This is a genomic window from Ruminococcus sp. AF37-20, assembly GCF_003460465.1.
Taxonomy (GTDB): Bacteria; Bacillota; Clostridia; order Oscillospirales; family Ruminococcaceae; genus Hominimerdicola; species Hominimerdicola aceti.
This window is the reverse complement of sequence record NZ_QTVE01000012.1, coordinates 79,076-80,066: the sequence shown is the minus strand read 5'-3', so window position 1 is coordinate 80,066 and position 991 is coordinate 79,076. Positions and strand designations below refer to the sequence as shown.

Below are 991 nucleotides of genomic sequence, written 5' to 3'. Positions count from 1 at the left end.
CCGAAATATGATGTGTGGAGATGTGAAAAATGTGACAGGGTATATTTGTTCAAAAACAATAAAGATAAGATTCTATTTATTTGATTGCTATAAGTGGAGTAATGATTCTTCGGAAGGTGATTTGTATAATTTACATTACTATGTTCTAGCACATTCCTTTAAAGATTACGGGTGTTATGAAACAACTGTGACCTGGAAACAGGGATCGAGATATCCTAATAAACTGACCGAGAATGAATTAATGACTACATACTTTAATGGTATAGTAGATTCTAATTTAGCAAACGCATATATAGAAGGATACAATTATTATAACAAAATTAGCGCTATTATGTAAAATAAGTTACTAAGAGGTCGTTCTTATGAAAAAATATAATGTGCTCACTAAGATAAATACATTTTTACTGATTTTCATTCTATTGTTGCTATTTGTAAACAGGTATTACGAGCTATTCAGCGACCATATCAGCATATTGCTTTTATGCACTTATCTGTCGTACCTTGTGATAGCATTGACGATCGTAAAGCTAATAAAATACAAAAAAGGTGCCCTGTCAAAGATCGAAATATTCGGCTTATTGATAATTGCGGTAATAATCAATTTTGTTGGTAGAGATATGTTTTCTGACTGGAAAAATCATATCATATATTCATCTGATGATATATCAGTAATTGCCCGTGTGAACAGAACAATGTTCGGAAACAGGTGTGATATATGTATTTGCAGGGACGGAGCAGTAATGAAAAAAGTTGATGAGCCATTGGCTTTGCAAAGTGACTATGATCCGATTGAAAAACACTATTATGAAGTCCTAGAAGATGAACAAGAGCTGACTATTAGAGTTAAATGTTCCGAAGATAGTAGTAGATATGAAGAAGTGACGATAGAGATTTAATAGAAGTTTGTTACTTATATCAAATATGGAAGATTATCTTTATACTCGCACAAATTGATGACAATATCTCAAACTTAATAATGTTATCCAAAATA

General features: G+C 31.6%; 2 protein-coding genes. Both read left to right on the top strand.

From position 1 onward, the window contains the following. The coding region (locus DW015_RS13605; protein ID WP_207659369.1) for a hypothetical protein at positions 1 to 337 on the top strand (337 nt) is incomplete at its 5' end. 25 nt (positions 338 to 362) lie between these two features. Next, entirely contained in the window at positions 363 to 896 is a 534-nt protein-coding gene (locus tag DW015_RS09165; RefSeq protein ID WP_117905422.1) for a hypothetical protein, read from the top strand. The last annotated feature ends 95 nt before the right edge of the window (positions 897 to 991 follow it).